Source organism: Paractinoplanes bogorensis, from assembly GCF_018829635.1.
GTDB classification, from domain to species: Bacteria; Actinomycetota; Actinomycetes; order Mycobacteriales; family Micromonosporaceae; genus Actinoplanes; species Actinoplanes bogorensis.
Genome location: NZ_JAHKKG010000006.1, coordinates 468,302 through 484,570 on the forward strand (window position 1 = coordinate 468,302; position 16,269 = coordinate 484,570).

Genomic DNA, 16,269 nt, shown 5'->3' on the forward strand with positions numbered 1-16,269 from the left:
AGCCATGAACGATCCGGTGATCGACCTGCGCGGGGTGACCCGCCGCTACGACGACGGCCCGCCCGCGCTGCACGACGTTTCGCTGGCGGTGAAGCCGGGGGAGTGCGTGGCCGTGCTCGGCCCGTCCGGCAGCGGCAAGTCGACGCTGCTCAACCTGATCGCCGGCCTCGACCGGCCCGACGAGGGCACGGTCACGGTGGCCGGCACGCGGGTGGAGACGCTGGGCGAGGCGGCCTCGGCGCGGTTCCGGCGGGCGTACGTGGGACTGGTCTTCCAGTTCTTCAACCTGCTCGACGATCTCACCGTGCTCGACAACGTGCTGCTGCCCGCTCACCTGGCCGGTGCCGCCCGTCGCGAGTCGCGCGAGCACGCGACCGGCCTGCTCGCCACGCTCGGCATCGGCCGGCACGCGGACGCCTATCCGGGCCGGCTCTCCGGCGGCGAGAAGCAGCGCGTCGCCGTGGCCCGCGCGCTGGTCAACCGGCCGGCCCTGCTGCTGGCCGACGAGCCGACCGGGGCTCTCGACACGGCCTCCGGCGAGGACGTGCGTGACCTGCTCAACGACCTGCGCGACGGCGGCCAGACGATCGTGCTGGTGACGCACGACCTGCGGCTGGCCGAGGCGTGCGCCACCCGCACGGTCGGCATGCGCGACGGGCGGGTGGAGTCGTGAGCATCGGACGGCGGCGCCGGCTCCACAGCCTGGTGATCGGGCTGGTCACCGCGGCCGCCGTGACCGCGGCCGTGCTCGGTGCCGGGCTGCTGGTCGCCTCCCGGTCGCCGTTCGACACCGCGTTCGCCGCTCAGCGGGGCGCGCATCTCACAGTGCAGACGACCACGCCCGGCACGGGCCGCGAGGTGGCCGGCGCGGTGGCGACCTCCGGCCCGTACGGGACCAGGGTTGTCGGTTTCGAAGGCCCACCCGGACTGCCGGGGCCGTCGATGACCGTCGTCGCCCGGTCGGATCCCGGCGGCGCGGTCGACCGGGTGGAGCTGACCGCCGGGCGGTGGGCGACCGGACCGGGCGAGCTCGTGATGGGCCGGGGCGTCTTCCTGGTGCCGCTCGGCGAGAAGCTGACCACCCACGACGGCGTGGTGCTGACCGTGGTCGGCCTGGCCCGGTCGGTCAGCGCCACGGCCAACGCGTGGGTGGCGCCCGCCGCCCTCGACGCGCTGGGCGGCCCCGACGGCTACCAGACGCTCTACCGGTTCGCCGCCGCGAGCACCCCGGCCGAGGTCGAGGCCGACCGGGCCGCGGTGGCCGCGAGCCTGCCGCCCGGCGCCGTCACCGGTGTCCGCTCCTGGCTCGACGTGCGGCAGGACGCGGTCGAGGAGGCGGCGGTCTTCGTGCCCTTCCTGGTCGCGTTCGCGCTGCTCGGCATCCTCATGGCGGTGCTGGTGGTGGGCACCGTGGTGGCCGGCACGGTCGGCGCGGCGACCCGGCGCATCGGCATCCTCAAGGCGCTCGGTTGCACCCCGGCCGGTGTCGTCCGCGCCTACATCGCCCAGGCGCTGGTGCCCGGTGCCGTCGGAGCGCTCGCCGGGGCCGTCGCGGGCAACCTGATCGCGCTGCCGGTGCTGGCCCAGACCGAGGAGATCTACGGCTCGGCCGGCGCGGCGATCGCCTGGTGGGTCACGCTGCTGGCGGCCGGCGGGGTGCTGGCCGTGGTGGCGGTGACCGCGTGGGCGGCCGCGCTGCGGGCCGGGCGCCTGCGGGTCGTCGACGCCCTGGCCGTCGGCCGCGTGACCGGTCCGGCGACCGGGCGGTGGGCGGCGCGGCTCGCGGCCCGGCTGCCGGTGTCCCGGCCGATCGGGCTCGGGCTGGCCCGCCCGTTCGCGCGGCCGGTCCGCACGGCGGCGATCCTGCTGGCGGTGGCCACCGGGGCGGCCGCGGCCACGTTCGCGACCGGGCTCGGCTCGTCGCTCGTGCGGATCCAGAGCGCCGTGCAGCAGGACGACGCCGACGTGCTGGTGATGGGCGAGGCCGCGGGGGCCGCGATCGCGGCACAGCCGGGCACGCGGGCGTCGTACGGGATGGCGCAGGCACCCGCCATGCTGGCTGGGCTCAACGACCCGGTGGGCCTGAGCGTGTTCAGCGGCGATCCGGCGTGGGACGGCTTCGTGATGGCGTCCGGCCGGTGGTTCTCGGCACCCGGCGAGGCCGTCGCGAGCGCACCCCTGCTGGCGGCCGCGGGGGCCCGGGTCGGCGACACGGTGACGCTCCAGGTCGAGGGGCGGCCGGTGCGCCTGCGCGTGGTCGGGGAGGTCTTCGAGACCCATCCCTCGGTGCTCACCGACGTCGCCACCGTGCCCGGGCTGCCGCCGATGGAGTTCCATGTGGCGCTGACCGACGGCACGAACGCGAGTGCCTACGCGTCGGCGCTGAGCAGCCAGGGATTCGAGGCGCACCCGGCCGGCGCCGAGATCGACCCGCTGCTCGCGGTCGTGCAGGGCCTGACCGCCACACTGACGCTGCTGCTGCTCGCGGTGGCCGCGCTGGGCGTGCTCAACATGCTCGTGCTCGACCTGCGCGACCGGGTGCACGACCTGGGCGTGCACAAGGCGCTGGGGATGACTCCGCGGCAGACGATCGCCATGGTGGTCGCCTCGGTGGCCGGGGTCGGGCTGCTCGGCGGCCTGATCGGGGTGCCCGCCGGCATCGCGGTGCAACGCATGGTGGTGCCCGCGATGGCGGCCAGTGCCGGTCTGCGGTTGCCGGGCAGCCTGCTCGACGTCTACGGGCCGGTGCTGCTCGGCGCGCTGGCCTTGGGCGGGCCGCTGATCGCGCTGGCCGGCGCGCTGCTCCCGGCCGGGTGGGCGGCTCGCACCCGCACGGCGGTCGCCTTGCGTACCGAGTGACCCGGGTGGGCGGCCCCGAAGGGGTCGCCCGTCCGGGCGGGGAAAGTGACCGTTGCGGGGATCCACCAAAGTCGATCAACGGTCACAATGAGCGGCGCGGCGGAGGCAGGCATCCGCCCCCGACGGGTGGAGACTCTGGCGATGAGCGGCTGGCAGCTGTCCGGCTACACGCCCGTGCGCCCGCTCGGGGCCGGTGCCTCGGGCAACGTCGTGCTGGCCACGCACGACGCGACCGGCACCCCGGTGGCGATCAAATATCTGGTGCGCGGCCTCGGCGACGACGGCACGTTCCGGACGGCCTTCCGCAAGGAAGCGCAGCTGCTCGGCGAGATCGACGACCCGCACGTGTCCCGGCTCTACGAATACGTCGAGTCGCCGGACGGCGCGGCCATCGTGATGGAACTGGTCAACGGGGTGTCGCTGCGGCACATGCTGCGCGAGCACGGCCCGACCACGCCCGAGTCGGCGCTCACCGTGCTCAAGGGCTCGCTCGCCGGGCTGGGCGCGGCGCACTCCCACGGCATCGTGCACCGCGACTACAAGCCGGAAAACGTGCTCGTCACGGGGGAGGGGCTGAGCAAGCTCGCCGACTTCGGCATCGCCACCCCGGTCGGCCTGGGCGTCGACACGGTCGTCTCCGGCACGCCGCGCTACATGGCGCCCGAGCAGTGGACCGGCGTCCCGGCCACGCCCGCCTGTGACATCTACGCCGCCACGGCCACCTTCTTCGAGTGCCTGACCGGCCGGCCCCCGTACGACGGACCGAACCTGTTCGCGCTGCACGACCAGCACGCCAACGCGCCCATCCCGACCGATCCGGCCCCGGCCGCGGTGCACGACCTGCTGCGGCGCGGCATGGCCAAACAGCCCGGCGACCGGCCGCCGCACGCGCAGGCGTTCCTCGATGTGCTCGAGCGGGTGGCGGGACAGGCGTACGGGAAGGACTGGGAGAAACGCGGGCTGAACGATCTGGCCCGCCGGGCCGCCCTGCTCGCGGCGCTGTGGCCGTTCCCCGACGGCAACAGCGGCGCCACCAGCCTGGCCGCGACCACCGTCGGCGGGTCGATGGCCGGCCGTCTCGGTGCCCTGGCCAAGAGCCGCAAGTGGACCGTCATGGCCGGCGGTGCCGTGGTGGCGATCCTGCTGATCGGTGGCGGGGCGGGCTACCGCTACGCCGCCGCCGACAGCCCGGTCTACGCCGGTGGGCAGACCGATCCGGCCGTCGTCGTTCCCTCGCCGGGCACGCCGTCCAGCACTGTGCCGGCTCTCGTTCCGTCGGTCTCCGTGCCCCCGACCACGCCGGGCGTGACGCCGGCGACGACCTTGCCGACGACCGGGCCGACGACCGGCGGTCCGACTCCACCGGCGACTCCGGGCGCCACGGTGGCTCCGCCGGCGACGGTCCCGCCGACGGGTGCTCCACCGCCGCCACCGACCACGACCACGCCGAAACCGCCGACCACCTCGCCGCCGCCCCCGCGCGACACCACGCCACCCGAGGTCGGCGGGGTCAGCGCGAGCCCGACGGCCATCGAGGGGGAGAAGTGCCAGTACGGCGTCCGGACCAGCACCATCACGGTCGCCGCCGCGGACGACACGAGCAGTCCCGGTGAGCTCGATGTCCGGTTCAGTTACACGCTGGGCGGCAACACCTCGACCGTGGGGATGAAGTCGACCGGTAAGGGCACCTTCCGCGGGACGCTGGGGCCGCTGCCGATGCCGCGGTCGGCCACCCGCGTCGTGATCACGGCGGTGGCGGTCGACGCGGCCGGCAACACCGGCAAGTCGTCGTCGACGGCGACCGTGGTCCTCGTCAGCACCTGCACCCCCGGTTAGGAGAGTGCCGTCGTGACCAGGCCCGAGGAGTCCGGCTACGACCGGGACATGACGCCGCCCGCCGACCCGTGGGCCACCATCAACCGGCCCGCCCCGACGGTCTACTTCGGCGACGGCGACCCGGGTGCGACCGTACGGATGCCCGCCCCGAACCCGACAGCACCACTGGGCTCCGCCAACCCGACTGTGCATCTGGGCGCGCCGCACCCGACCGCGCCGCAGCCAGCCACGCCATACCAAACCGCGCCGCACCAGAGCGGCTATCAGGCGGCGCCGGCCCAAGGCGAGGTGCGCTTCGGGCCCGGCGTGCCGGCGCCCGTGGCCGCCCCCGCGTGGCCGGCGGCGAAGAAGTCACGCCCGCTCTGGCGCCGCCTGGTCTCGGTGCTCTCCGGCCTGATCACCCTGGCCCTGGTCGCGGTGGTCGGGCTCTACCTCTGGCAGCGTCTCAGCCCCCTCGAGGTGCAGGCCGTCACGGTCGCCGTGCCCAAGCCGGCCGGCACCGCCTGCGACGTCACGGTCGACGTGGTCGCCACGGTCACCACCAACGGCAAGGCCGGCACCATCCGCTACCAGTGGCTGCGCTCGGACGCGGCCCCGGGCGCCATCCTCGCCGAGCAGGTCGGCACCGACCAGCGCACCGCCACCCTCACCCTGAGATGGACGTTCAGCGGGGTCGGCACGACCGGCGAGACCGCCACCGTCAACATCGTCGAACCGTCACCGATGCAGGCCACGACCCGGGTCGCCTACAACTGCGGCGGCTGAGCGGAGAATTCTCCGTTTCCCGTTGACCAAGTGGAGAGCTCTCCGTTACCGTGGAGGTCACACGAGACGGAGGGATGGTCATGGCTGAGGTTCTGGTGACCGGCGGGTCGGGCTACATCGGCAGCTGGTGCACGCTGGCCCTGCTCAGTGCGGGCTTCTCGGTGCGCACGACCGTGCGTGACCTCGAGCGCGAGCCGCAGGTGCGCGAGATGCTGCGGCGGGGTGGCGCCGATCCGGGTGCGAGCCTGCGCGTGATGCGGGCCGATCTGGGCGCCGACGAGGGCTGGGCCGAGGCCGCGGCCGGCTGCGACGCCGTGCTGCACGTCGCCTCGCCCACGCTGACCCAGGTGCCGCGCACCGACGACGAGATGGTGCGCCCGGCGATCGACGGCACGCTGCGGGTGCTCCGGGCGGCCCGCGACGGAGGCGTACGGCGGGTGGTCATGACGTCGGCGATCGGGGCCATCGCGTACGGGCATCCGCCGCGCGACACCCCGTTCACCGAGCGGGACTGGACGAACGTGGACGCCGGCATCGCGCCGTACCAGAAGTCGAAGACACTGGCCGAGCGGGCCGCCTGGGACTTCGTGGCCGGCGAGCCGCTCGAACTGGCCACGGTCAACCCGACCGGCGTGCTCGGCCCGGTTCTCGGCCCCGACTACTCGCCCTCGCTCGGCTCGATCGCGCGCATGCTCGACGGGGAGATGCCGGCGCTGCTCAAGTTCGCCACCGGTTACGTCGACGTCCGTGACGTGGCGTCGCTGCACCTGCTGGCGATGACCGAGCCGGCCGCGGCGGGCGAGCGGTTCATCGCCACGGCCGGTCACAGCCTGTGGCTGCGGGACGTGGCCGCCATCCTGCGCGAGCGCCTCGGCGAGCGGGCCGCCAAGGTGCCGACGCGCGAGATGCCGTTGTGGGTCGCGCGGGGCCTGGCCCGGGTCAACCCGCAGATGCGCTCGTTGCGGGCGTTGCTGGGCCGCGACCTCGACGCGACGTCGGCCAAGGCGGAGCGGCTGCTCGGCTGGAAGGCCCGCCCGATCGAGGACACCATCACCGAGACGGCAGAAAGTCTGCTCGCGTTGAAGAAGTGATTGTCGGATCGGGCGGCTCCCGTTCGTAGGGAGGGTAAGAGCAGGAACCGACCCGAGAAAGGTACCGACATGACCGCCACGTACACCTGGGACGTCTTCTCCACGCTGGACGGCTACGGCTCCTACGACGAGCCCGGCGACTGGGGCGGCTACTGGAGCAAGCAGGGTCCCGAGCTGCTCGCGTATCGGGCCGCCCTCTTCGACACCCCGCAGCGGATGGTCTACGGGGCCACCTCCTTCCGTGAGATGGCCGAGATCATGACGTCCGGCCTCGACCCCAATTCCCTCGACGAGTGGAACGTGCGGACGATGAACTCGCCGGCCACGGTGATCTCGTCGACGCTGAAGGACACCCGGGGCTGGCCCGACGCGACCATCGCGGGCGGGGACGCGGCCGACATCGTCCGGCGGCTCAAGGCGGAGTCCGACGTCCCGATCCGCTCGCAGGCCAGCCTGTCGCTGAACTGGTCGCTGATGGCGGCCGGCCTGGTCGACCGGATCGAGGTGACCATCTTCCCGGTCGTCTCGGGCAAGACCGGGGTGAGCCCGATCCTCGGCGGCGCCGGGGACTACGACCTCGAGCTGCTCGACAGCCGGACCTTCGACGGACGCTCCCAGTTGCTGGTCTACCGCCCGGCCGCGCGAACCTGGGGCTGACGCATCGCGCCCGTGACGGCGTACAGGAAAAGAATGGTCATGACGACGACCCCCGCCCACATGGCCTGCTGCCAGCCCTCGACGAAGGCCTCCCGGGCGGCTTGGATCAGGGCGGGGTCGCCGGCGGCGTTGGCGATGTTCTCGCGGACGCCGGACGGAGCGCCGGGCAGCCGGGAATCGACGGCGGCGCGGTAACCGGCGGACAGGATCGCCCCCAGCAGCGCGACGCCCAGGGCCGTGCCGAACTCGCGGGTGACGTCGTTGAGCGCGGACGCCACGCCCTGGCGTTCGCGCGGCAGCGAAGCCGTGATCGCCTCGGTGGACGGGGTCATCGACAGGCCCATGCCCAGACCCATGGCGAGCATGCCGGGCAGCACCGACAGGTAGCCGCCGCCGACCGACACGAACAGGGCCATGAGGGCCAGGCCGGCGGCGCCGAGCGCGATCCCGATCGCCGCCGTGAAGCGGGTGCCGAGCCGGGGCGCCAGCGTGGAGGCGGCCATCATGAGCAGGGCCATCGGCAGCATCGCGACCGTGGAACGCAGACCCGACCAGCCGAGCACGGCCTGGAAGTAGGGGAACAGCACCACGAAGATGCCGGCCTGCACGCCGAACACCGTCAGCAGGGTGACCGAGCCGCTCGAGAGGCCCCGCTTCCGGAACAGTCGCACGTCGAGCAGCGGGGCCGGGTGGCGCAGTTCCCAGACCACGAAGACGGCGGCGGCGAGGACACCCACGACCAGGCTCACCAGGGTCTCGAGGGAGCTCCAGCCCCGTACGGGACCCTCGTGCAGCACGAAGATGAGCGCCACCACGGCCACCGCCGACGCCAGCGAGCCGACGATGTCGAAGCCGTGCCCGCTGTGCTCGCGCGAGTTCGGCACCGCCCGTACGGCCAGAAACGCCCCTGCGACGACCAGAGCGATCGGCAGCACGAACAACCAGCGCCAGCTCGCCACGTCGACCAGCAGCGCCGACAGGTACATGCCGAGCAGGCCGCCACCGCCCGCCACACCGGTCCAGACACCGATGGCGCGGGCGCGTTCCCCCTCCGGGAAGGTCGACGTGATCACGGCGAGCGTGACCGGCATGATCATCGCCGCCCCGATGCCGCTGAGCAGCCGCGCCGCCAGCATGACCTCGGTCGACGGGGCGAGCGCGGCCGCCGCGTTGGCCACGCCGAAGACGACCAGGCCGGCCAGCAGCACCGGCTTGCGGCCCCAGCGGTCCCCGGCCGCGCCGAGCGGCAGCAGCAGGGCGGCCAGCGTGAGGGCGTACACGTTGATGATCCACAGGACGGTGCTCTGCGAGGCGCCGAACGCGACGGCGATCTGCTGCTGGGCGACGTTGAGACCGGAGACGGACGCGATGACCGCCATGAGCGCGACGCAGACGGCGACCAGGATCGCGCGGCGCCGGGCCGGGTCGTCGATCGTCCGCGGTTCGAGGGAGGAGAGTGACATGCCGCAAAGCTAGGTCGACATTGCGCGAGCGTCATCACCCCTTGCCGGATTGGCAAGGAAGTCAGTGGCCGTCGTGCGTGCGGAGCATCGGGACCAGCATGGCCGGGAACATCAGGATGTGGCCGGCCGTCATCAGGGTGTCGCCGCTGATCAGACCGGTCCAGTAGGGCACGAGCAGCACCACGAACGGTGCCGTCATCCACGCGCACATCTCCCCGATGTGCGACCAGGAATGCTTCCGGATGCGCATCCACAGGGCCATCCCGATCGACATGTTCACGGCCATCACCATGGCCGCCGCGTCGGGATGATCGGACAGGCCCGGCACCGCCCACGACCACACCGGGCCGAGCGCGAACATGCCGACGAACATGGAGACGACCATCTCGAGGTAGTGGCCGGCGAACCGGAGAATTGTCATGCCGCGATCGTCGGGCCGGGCGGGTCACGGTTTCAGGTGCCGGAAGTCATGTCCCGGGTCATGACAGCAGTCCCAGCTGGGCCGCGCGCAGGGCCGCCTGCGTACGGTCGCGGACCCCGAGCTTGCCGAGCACATTGGTCACGTAGTTCTTGACCGTGCCCTCGGCCAGGAACAGCGCGGCCGCGATCTCCCGGTTGCTGCGGCCCTGGGCCAGCAGGCGCAGCACCTCGAGCTCGCGACCGGAGAGCGGATCCACCAGCGGCTGCGGCGCCTCGACGTCCGGCAACTGGGCGAACCGGGCGACCACCTTGGCCGCGACCGACGGCTGCAGCACCGATTCGCCGCGCGCGGCCGCCCGTACGGCCTCGAGCAACCGCTCCGACGAGACATCTTTGAGCAGGTAGCCGACCGCACCCGCGCGCAGCGCCGCGAACACGTCGGCGTCGTCGTCGAACGTGGTCAGCGCGATCACCCGGGTGGCCGGGTGCTCGGCCCGGATGCGGCGGGTCGCCGCGATGCCGTCGAGCCCGGGCATGCGCAGGTCCATCAGCACGACGTCCGGGTGCAGGGCCGCCACCTGGTCGAGCGCGGCCGAACCGTCGCCGGCCTCGCCCACCACGTCGACACCGTCCGAGGCGCCGAGCAGCACAGCGAGGGCCTCGCGGAACAGGGCCTGGTCGTCGACCAGCAGGACGCGTACGGGACTCACCCGGGGACCTCCATCCGCAGCGTCGCCCCGGCGCCGGGAGCCGTGTCGAGGGTGAGCGAGCCGCCCAGTTGTGCGGCGCGTTCCCGCAATCCGATCAGCCCGAATCCGCCGCCCGTGTCACCGGTGGCACCGACGCCGTCGTCGCGCACCTCCAGGCGTACGCGGGAAGAATGCGAATAGTCGACGAGAATCGTTGCGGACCGGGCCTGCGCGTGTTTTCCGACATTGGTCAGCCCTTCCTGGGCGGCGCGGAACAGCGATTCCCCGGCCTCGGGCGGGAGCGGGCGCTCGGCACCGCGGACTTCCACCGACGTGGGCGCCGGCGCTGTGGCGGCGAGCTCACGCAACGACTCAACCAGCGGCACGGGCGGACGTTCCTCGCGCAGCGCGCCCACCGAACGGCGCACCTCGCGTAATGCGTTCTCGGTCTGTTCCTGGGCCTTGGCCAGCATTTCCTCGGCGCGATCGGGCGCGGCCCGGGCCGCCTTGATCTGCATCTGCACCACGGTGAGAGCGTGTCCCAATCCGTCGTGGATATCGCGCGCCACCCGGTTCCGCTCCTCGAACGCGGCCAGCCGCTCCACCTGAAGCTGCGCCTGAGCCAGGGCGGCCCGCGCCTGCTGCTCGCGCATCAGCAGTGTGGTGACAACGGCCGCGAACGCCCCCACGGCCAAGAGCCCGAGCCCTTCCCGCAGCCCGTCCGACAACGCCATCCCCGCGTGAAAGAACGGAAGCAGAACAACGGTGATCGCGACCGCCGCCGGCGGCAGCAGCAAAGTTGCCTGAATGACCAGCACCACCAGCATGAGCGTCGAGCCCACCGAGGCCGCCGAGGCGTGAAAGACCCAGAACCCGGCAATGACAAGGCCTGCGACGTAGGCATACCGAAGCAGGGTTTCCGTGCGGCGCTCCACCGCACCGAACCCCAGCGTGGCCGCCACCGTGAACACCAACCCGGGAAGCAGCGCGATCCCTTCCCGGTGCCCGCCCCCGACGTCCACCAGCAACGTCAGAAAGGCCGCCACCGTAAACGCCGCCATGGCCCGTTTCACGCCTCCACTGTCCGCTCACGCCGACGGGCCGGTCAAACATGACGGGGATGTTTCGAAAACGCTTCGAAGAACGTCACTGTGCTTCTTACCGTACCGGGCATGGTTCGCAGACTTCTCGCCGTTCTGGCCGCCGCAGCTGTGCTGATCGTGGGTGTGCAGGTGCCGGCCGGGGCCTCGACGTTCGCGCCGCCAGGAAACCAGCGGCTCATGTTCATCGGGCAGTCGACGAAAGCCGCGTGGGACGACTACACGTCGTTCGCGCGGACACCCGCCGGCGGCTCGGTCTATTACGAAGTGAAGTCGGGAACCTGGGTCAACCCCGGGCACCGCGACTACGCCACCTTCCTGGCCCAGCAGGGAAAGGCGGTGCAGATCGGCATCTCGTGGAAGGACAACCCGCCCGGATTCAACGGCGGTGACGAGAACGCCAAGGCCGCCCGTTCGCGAGCGGTCACCGCCAAGATCGCCGCCGGGCAGCACCAGAGTCAGTTCACGACCCTGGTCAACTTCATGAATCAGTATCCGCAGGCCAAGTTCTTCCTGCGCCTCGACTACGAGGTGTCGAGCTTCTACCACTGCACCGACTCGTCCTGCGCCTCGTACAAGAACGCCTTCGCCACGCTGCGCCGGTTCTTCGATTCGCGGAAACGTTAGGACAACATCACCTACGTCTTCCACCCGGTGCGCGGTGAGTACGAGCAGATGTACCCGGGCGACGCCGTCACCGACTGGATCGGTGTCAGCATCTTCGCCCACGAGCTCTGCATGCCCATCTACGACAACGGCTACCTCTACAACGGAACGCCGCCGCAGAACTACGACACCGCCGCCCTGCAATGCCGCAACGCCTACATCGGCACGGACAGCTGGGGCAACCCGGCCGCCGTGTGGAAGAACTGGGATTACGACGGCAACGTTCTGAAGATGATGAAGTTCGCCAAGGACCACGGCAAACCGATGATCGTCTCGGAGGCCGGAATGATGAACTTCACCGCCGACGGCTCCGACACCCGCGGCCTCGAAACCGCCCGCGGCGACCAGTGGGTGAAGCGGTTCTTCGGATTGATGAACTATTCCGGGCCCGTCCCCAACCTGTCCGGGAACTACGACCTGAGCGGCGTCATCAAGGCCGCCACCTATATCAACCTCGATTTCCGCTACGGCTGGGACGGCATCCAGGACGGCAGTTTCGACTTCCCGGTCAATTCCACCTGGTTCGCCGACGGCCGTCTCTCCCAGTACGGCGCCGCCCGTACCTCGTTCTGTCAGGGCCTCTCCGCCCGCAGTTTCACCACCCCCTGTTAGGAATCCCCATGTTTCGAAAAGTCCTGATGGCGCTGCTCGCCGTCCCCCTGATCGCCATCGCGGTGCCGGCCGACGCCGCCATCCCGGCCGGCAAGGTCACCTTCTTCGCCGGCCAGTCCACCCCCGACCTGTCCGCCTTCAAACAGCAGGTGCTCGACCGCGACGCGTCCTTCCCCCGCGCGGGCGGCGTCACGCTCTACACCAACATCGCCCCGGGGGTCTGCAACGGCCTCACCAGCACCTGCAACCTCAACGGCAACGTCGTCAACTTCAACCAGACGCTGGCCGAATACCCCGGCGCCGCGCTCGCCGTCGGCCTCTATCTGGCCGACAACCCGGGCTGCGCCAACCAGCCGCTGCGGGCCATCATCAACCGCAACGACGCCGACATCGCGGGCGCGCTGGGTCAGCAGTACCGCCAGAACCTGGACAACCTGATCACCTATCTGAAGAACACCAGCCGGCAGGTCTGGCTGCGGGTCGGCTACGAGTTCGACGGCCCGTGGAACTGCTACAACACCGACTTCTACAAGCAGGCGTTCCGCGTGGTCAAGCAGCGGATCGACGCGCTCGGCGCCGGCAACGTCAAGACGGTGTGGCAGAGCGCCAGCTACGCCAAGGACGGCCCGGCCGAGTACAAGTTCGACTTCAGCAACCCGAACCACCTGGCCGACTGGTACCCGGGCGACGACGTGGTCGACTACGTCGGGCTGAGCACCTTCTACTGGGACGCCACCTACCGGCAGTACCAGTGGGCCTGCGACACCCCGACGAGCACGCCGTCCGTCCTCTACGACCGGGTGCTCAATTTTTCCCGTACGCACAACAAGCCCGCGATGATCTCGGAGTCGACGCCCCAGGCGTACCGGACCGCGCAACTCGACGCCTCCTGCACCAACCGCAACAGCCGGGTGTCCCTGAACGGCGACTGGACCAAGATCGGTTCCTGGTACGACCAGTACTTCGCCTACATCAACCGCAACACCGACGTGCTGCGCGGCGCCGCCTACATCAACAGCGACTGGGAGCAGATCGCCCAGTTCGCCTGCCCGCCCGGCGCGTCCGCGGGTCAGCCCGGCTGCTCCGACGGCTACTGGGGCAACAGCCGGATCCAGGACAACCCCAACATCCTGGCCAACTTCAAGCGCGAGCTGCAGAACAACGTCTTCGTCAACGGCACCCTGTCCGGTCGAGGCGCGAACTGGGGTTCCGGGACGCCCACCAACCCGCCGACCACTCCGCCCACGACCCCGCCCACGACCCCGCCCACGACCCCGCCCACGACCCCGCCCACGACCACTCCTCCGCCCACCTCGGGGACCGGGCGTGATGCGTACGGGCAGATCGAAGCCGAATCCCGCGACTCGCAGAGCGGAACCTCGGTCGCCAACGGCCGCCTGACCTCGCTCAACAACGGCGACTGGGCGCGATTCGACCGGATCAACTTCGGTTCCCGTACGCCGAATCAGGTGCTCTTCCGCTACTCCTCGGCCCGGCCGTCGAGTCAGGCCTTCACGCTCGAGTTCCACGCAGGCTCGGCCACCGGCCCCGTCGTCGCCGCGCCCGGCCTGCTCGGCACCGGCTCGACGAGCACGTTCCGCGAGATCGCGTTCAACGTGAGCAACCTCCCGGCCGGCACTACATCGATCACGGTCGTTCCCCGGGCCAATGACGGCGCTGACGTGCTCGAGCTCGACTGGTTCCGTTTCCAGTAGTCCCCTTGCCTGCCCGGGCCACGGGGGTAACCTGTGGCCCGGGTAGCACCGCGATCTTCCTCAGCCCGCAGCGGTGGCAAGCCGATGGGACAGCTGTGGAGAGGGCGAGCGATGCGGCCGGGGTGACTGTTCCCCCGTTCCGGCTGACCCGTGCGCTGCTGGTGTCCGCGGGCATGCTGATCGTCGCCGCCGCCTGGTTCGGCGTCGGGCTGATCCGGGAGACTCCGTCCGCGCTCGGCTGGCTCACGCTGCTCGTCGCCGTCCCGCTGGCCGCCGCCACCTCGTGGCGCGCCTCGGCCGACGGCCGCACCTACTGGCGGTACGCCTCGGTCGGCATAGTGCTGATCGGCCTGGGCGCCGGGTCGAACGCCTACGACTACTTCAGCGGCTCCCAGTACGGCCAGCACATCAGCTCGCTGACCGCCGGGGTCTACGTCTCCGGCCTGGTCGCGTTCGTGCTGGGTCTGCTGCGCATCCCCGGTGCCCGGCGGGCGCGCATGGAGTGGATCCGCTTCGGCCTCGACATCGCCACCGTGATCGTCACGGTGCTGACCTTCACCTGGCACCTCGCCTACCGCCGCTGGGAGCAGTGGCTGGGCGGTGGCCTGGCCGACTCGGCCGCCCTGCTGATCGTGCTGGCGGCCGGTTTCATCTGCGTCTTCGCCTTCGTCAAGGTCGCCTTCACCGGCACCGGTCCGATCGACCGGCGGGCCCTGCACCTGCTCGCCCTGACCGGCGCGGTCGGGGCCGGGGGCGGTTCGCTGGCCCCGCTGCTCGACGACCGGCCCTACCTGAACACCGCGCACGTGCTGCTGCCGGCCACCTGCCTGTGCCTCACCCTGGCCGCCGACCGCCAGCTCCGGGCCACCCGGGTCGGGCATCCGCTGCCGCGCCCGCCGATGCAGCGGCTCAGCCTGATGCCGTACGCCGCGGTGGTGGCCACCGGGGGTCTGCTGCTGTCCAGCGCGGCCGGGCGCACCACCGACATGCTCGTGGTCGCGATCGGTGCCGTCTCGGTGGCCGTCCTGGTGGCGACGCGCCAGTTCGTCGCGCTGCGGGACAACGCCCGGTTGCTCGACGACCTCGACGCCCGCCAGCGCGAGCTGGCCCATCAGGCCGGCCACGACGCGCTGACCGGGCTCGCCAACCGCACCGTGATCACCGAGCGGATCGCCGAGGCGCTCGGCGACGACCCGTCCGACGTCAGCGTCGCGCTGATCGACCTGGACGACTTCAAGGCCATCAACGACGATCTGGGCCACGCCGTCGGCGACGAGCTGCTCACCGCCGTGGGCCTGACCATCGCCGAACCCCTGCCCGCCGGCTGCGTGGCCGCGCGGCTCGGCGGCGACGAATACGCGCTGCTGCTGCGCGGCGACGCCGGACAGATCCTGACCGCCCTCGCCGCCGACCTGCGCCGTCCGGTCCACGCGGGCGGTCACGAGCTGGTCGTCGAGGCGAGCATCGGGGTCGCCCCGGCCCGCGAGGGCGACACCGCCGACGAGCTGATGCGCCGCGCCGACGTTGCCATGTACGAGGCCAAGGGCCAGGGCAAGGGCCGCCAGGTCACCTACGACCCGGCCATGGACCAGCGGTCGGCCGAGCAGTCCCGGCTCGCGGCCGACCTGCGCATCGCCCTCGACACCGACCAGCTGCACCTGCTCTACCAGCCGATCGTCGAGATGCCCGGCGGTGAACTGTTCGGCGTCGAGACGCTGGTGCGCTGGACCCATCCCGTACGCGGTCCGATCGGCCCGGCCGTCTTCATCCCGGCCGCCGAGCGGACCGGCCTGATCGTGCCCCTGGGCGCCTGGATCCTCGAGGAGTCGTGCCGTCAGGCGGTGCGGTGGCGGAACGAACTGGGCGCCGCCGCGCCGCAGACGGTCACCGTGAACGTGTCGGCCCGCCAGCTGCGCGAGGCCGGGTTCGCCGAAGAGGTCGCCGACGTGCTCGCCCGGACGGGTCTGCCGCCCGAGGTGCTCACGGTCGAGGTCACCGAGACGGCGGTCTTCGACGGCGGCACCGCCCTGACCGAACTGCGCGCCATCGCCGGCCTGGGCGTCAAGATCGCCCTCGACGACTTCGGCACCGGCCACTCCTCGCTGGGCCTGCTCCGCACCTGCCCGGCCGACGTCCTCAAGGTTGACAAGTCGTTCGTCGACGACGTCACCGAGGGCGGCCAGCAGGCGGTGGTGGTGGCCGCGCTGATCGGCATCTGCGAGGGGATGGGCCTGCGCGCGGTGGCCGAGGGCGTCGAGACCGCCGAACAGGCGGCCGAGCTGCAGCGTCTCGGCTACCGCTACGCGCAGGGCTTCTACTACGGGCGCCCGATGCCGGCGGCCGCGTACACGCCCGCCGGCCGTGTCGCCGCCTGACCTTTATTGCGTTGACTGATG

At 71.6% G+C, this 16,269-nt stretch carries 14 protein-coding genes; 10 read left to right on the plus strand and 4 right to left on the minus strand.

The annotated features are described in order from the left end of the window. Window positions 1–4: 4 nt before the first annotated feature. The 6 genes from KOI35_RS21300 (at window position 5) to KOI35_RS21325 (ending at window position 7,208) form a co-directional block, all read left to right on the plus strand. Window positions 5–673, plus strand: coding sequence for an ABC transporter ATP-binding protein (locus KOI35_RS21300; protein WP_215789250.1), 669 nt, complete (start codon window positions 5–7; stop codon window positions 671–673). After that, the gene (locus KOI35_RS21305) at window positions 670–2,859 is read left to right on the plus strand and encodes an FtsX-like permease family protein (RefSeq protein WP_215789251.1); all 2,190 of its coding nucleotides are present in this window, start codon (window positions 670–672) and stop codon (window positions 2,857–2,859) included. The genes KOI35_RS21300 and KOI35_RS21305 overlap by 4 nt, the downstream gene beginning before the upstream one ends. 141 nt (window positions 2,860–3,000) lie before the next feature. Continuing rightward, complete coding sequence (locus KOI35_RS21310; RefSeq protein WP_215789252.1) at window positions 3,001–4,695, plus strand: serine/threonine-protein kinase; 1,695 nt, start codon at window positions 3,001–3,003, stop codon at window positions 4,693–4,695. Between the two features lie 12 nt (window positions 4,696–4,707). After that, the gene (locus tag KOI35_RS21315) at window positions 4,708–5,460 is read left to right on the plus strand and encodes a hypothetical protein (protein ID WP_308121101.1); all 753 of its coding nucleotides are present in this window, start codon (window positions 4,708–4,710) and stop codon (window positions 5,458–5,460) included. A gap of 80 nt (window positions 5,461–5,540) precedes the next feature. Next, on the plus strand, window positions 5,541–6,551 hold the full coding sequence (locus KOI35_RS21320) for an SDR family oxidoreductase (protein WP_215789253.1): 1,011 nt from the start codon (window positions 5,541–5,543) through the stop codon (window positions 6,549–6,551). A 69-nt stretch (window positions 6,552–6,620) separates the two neighbouring features. Further along, window positions 6,621–7,208 (plus strand): dihydrofolate reductase family protein, encoded by a 588-nt coding sequence (locus KOI35_RS21325; protein WP_215789254.1) that lies wholly within the window; start codon window positions 6,621–6,623, stop codon window positions 7,206–7,208. Here KOI35_RS21325 and KOI35_RS21330 read toward each other — a convergent pair. The 4 genes from KOI35_RS21330 to KOI35_RS48985 form a co-directional block, all read right to left on the minus strand. After that, entirely contained in the window at window positions 7,178–8,671 is a 1,494-nt protein-coding gene (locus KOI35_RS21330) for an MFS transporter (protein ID WP_215789255.1), read from the minus strand. The genes KOI35_RS21325 and KOI35_RS21330 overlap by 31 nt on opposite strands. A 61-nt stretch (window positions 8,672–8,732) precedes the next feature. Then, complete coding sequence (locus KOI35_RS21335) at window positions 8,733–9,092, minus strand: hypothetical protein (protein WP_215789256.1); 360 nt, start codon at window positions 9,090–9,092, stop codon at window positions 8,733–8,735. A 58-nt stretch (window positions 9,093–9,150) separates the two neighbouring features. Continuing rightward, window positions 9,151–9,801: a response regulator gene (locus KOI35_RS21340; RefSeq protein ID WP_215789257.1), complete on the minus strand. Its 651-nt coding sequence runs from the start codon at window positions 9,799–9,801 to the stop codon at window positions 9,151–9,153. Next, window positions 9,798–10,853: a sensor histidine kinase gene (locus KOI35_RS48985; protein ID WP_215789258.1), complete on the minus strand. Its 1,056-nt coding sequence runs from the start codon at window positions 10,851–10,853 to the stop codon at window positions 9,798–9,800. Before KOI35_RS48985 ends, KOI35_RS21340 begins: the two co-directional genes overlap by 4 nt. A gap of 99 nt (window positions 10,854–10,952) precedes the next feature. On the opposite strand from KOI35_RS48985, the gene KOI35_RS21350 reads away from it, so the two are divergent. The 4 genes from KOI35_RS21350 to KOI35_RS48990 all read left to right on the plus strand — a co-directional run bounded on the left by KOI35_RS21350 (window position 10,953) and on the right by KOI35_RS48990 (window position 16,248). Further along, on the plus strand, window positions 10,953–11,507 hold the full coding sequence (locus KOI35_RS21350) for a hypothetical protein (protein ID WP_215789259.1): 555 nt from the start codon (window positions 10,953–10,955) through the stop codon (window positions 11,505–11,507). Between the two features lie 27 nt (window positions 11,508–11,534). Further along, entirely contained in the window at window positions 11,535–12,158 is a 624-nt protein-coding gene (locus KOI35_RS21355) for a hypothetical protein (RefSeq protein ID WP_215789260.1), read from the plus strand. Window positions 12,159–12,166: 8 nt separating this feature from the next. Continuing rightward, the gene (locus KOI35_RS21360) at window positions 12,167–13,873 is read left to right on the plus strand and encodes a carbohydrate-binding protein (protein WP_215789261.1); all 1,707 of its coding nucleotides are present in this window, start codon (window positions 12,167–12,169) and stop codon (window positions 13,871–13,873) included. Window positions 13,874–13,995: 122 nt separating this feature from the next. Next, complete coding sequence (locus KOI35_RS48990; RefSeq protein WP_215789262.1) at window positions 13,996–16,248, plus strand: putative bifunctional diguanylate cyclase/phosphodiesterase; 2,253 nt, start codon at window positions 13,996–13,998, stop codon at window positions 16,246–16,248. The last annotated feature ends 21 nt before the right edge of the window (window positions 16,249–16,269 follow it).

Excerpts from the sequence above, each read along its gene's own strand:
- KOI35_RS21300 (WP_215789250.1), top strand. The coding sequence starts at position 5 with ATGAACGATCCGGTGATCGACCTGCGCGGGGTGACCCGCCGCTACGAC.
- KOI35_RS21310 (WP_215789252.1), top strand. The coding sequence starts at position 3,001 with ATGAGCGGCTGGCAGCTGTCCGGCTACACGCCCGTGCGCCCGCTCGGG.
- KOI35_RS21320 (WP_215789253.1), top strand. The coding sequence starts at position 5,541 with ATGGCTGAGGTTCTGGTGACCGGCGGGTCGGGCTACATCGGCAGCTGG.
- KOI35_RS21325 (WP_215789254.1), top strand. The coding sequence starts at position 6,621 with ATGACCGCCACGTACACCTGGGACGTCTTCTCCACGCTGGACGGCTAC.
- KOI35_RS21330 (WP_215789255.1), bottom strand. The coding sequence starts at position 8,671 with ATGTCACTCTCCTCCCTCGAACCGCGGACGATCGACGACCCGGCCCGG.
- KOI35_RS21335 (WP_215789256.1), bottom strand. The coding sequence starts at position 9,092 with ATGACAATTCTCCGGTTCGCCGGCCACTACCTCGAGATGGTCGTCTCC.
- KOI35_RS21350 (WP_215789259.1), top strand. The coding sequence starts at position 10,953 with ATGGTTCGCAGACTTCTCGCCGTTCTGGCCGCCGCAGCTGTGCTGATC.
- KOI35_RS21360 (WP_215789261.1), top strand. The coding sequence starts at position 12,167 with ATGTTTCGAAAAGTCCTGATGGCGCTGCTCGCCGTCCCCCTGATCGCC.